This window comes from Kosakonia quasisacchari (genome assembly GCF_004331415.1).
Taxonomy (GTDB): Bacteria; Pseudomonadota; Gammaproteobacteria; order Enterobacterales; family Enterobacteriaceae; genus Kosakonia; species Kosakonia quasisacchari.
In genome coordinates this window covers 1-1,097 of the sequence record NZ_SJOP01000064.1, presented here as the reverse complement: position 1 = coordinate 1,097, position 1,097 = coordinate 1, and the positions used below count along the sequence as shown (strand labels likewise).

The following is a 1,097-nucleotide window of genomic DNA, read 5'->3' as shown; positions in this document are numbered from 1 at the left end:
CTGACTGCTGCAATCACTACCGTTCTGGCAAAAACCTACGGTGGTTCTGCTCGCGCATTCGACCAGATCGATAACGCGCCGGAAGAAAAAGCACGTGGTATCACCATCAACACGTCTCACGTTGAATATGACACCCCGACTCGCCACTACGCACACGTAGACTGCCCGGGCCACGCCGACTATGTTAAAAACATGATCACCGGTGCTGCGCAGATGGACGGCGCGATCCTGGTTGTTGCTGCGACTGACGGCCCGATGCCGCAGACCCGTGAGCACATCCTGCTGGGTCGTCAGGTAGGCGTTCCGTACATCATCGTGTTCCTGAACAAATGCGACATGGTTGATGACGAAGAGCTGCTGGAACTGGTAGAGATGGAAGTTCGTGAACTGCTGTCTCAGTACGATTTCCCGGGCGATGACACGCCGATCGTTCGTGGTTCTGCACTGAAAGCGCTGGAAGGCGAAGCAGAGTGGGAAGCGAAAATCATCGAACTGGCTGGCTTCCTGGATTCTTACATTCCGGAACCAGAGCGTGCGATTGACAAGCCGTTCCTGCTGCCGATCGAAGACGTATTCTCCATCTCCGGTCGTGGTACCGTTGTTACCGGTCGTGTAGAGCGCGGTATCATCAAAGTGGGTGAAGAAGTTGAAATCGTGGGTATCAAAGACACCGCGAAATCCACCTGTACCGGCGTTGAAATGTTCCGCAAACTGCTGGACGAAGGCCGTGCTGGTGAGAACGTAGGTGTTCTGCTGCGTGGTATCAAACGTGAAGAAATCGAACGTGGTCAGGTACTGGCTAAGCCGGGTTCCATCAAGCCGCACACCAAATTCGAATCTGAAGTTTACATTCTGTCCAAAGATGAAGGCGGCCGTCACACTCCGTTCTTCAAAGGCTACCGTCCGCAGTTCTACTTCCGTACAACTGACGTGACTGGCACCATCGAACTGCCGGAAGGCGTGGAGATGGTAATGCCGGGCGACAACATCAAAATGGTTGTTACCCTGATTCACCCGATTGCGATGGACGATGGTCTGCGTTTCGCAATCCGTGAAGGCGGCCGTACCGTTGGCGCGGGCGTTGTAGCAAAAGTTCT

Annotated in this window: 1 protein-coding gene; it reads left to right on the top strand. The window is 54.2% G+C overall.

Features of this window, described 5'->3' with window-relative positions:
* Window positions 1–1,097, top strand: a 1,097-nt coding sequence (gene tuf / locus E0L21_RS24670; protein WP_052679840.1) for an elongation factor Tu, incomplete at both ends; no start/stop codon positions are given.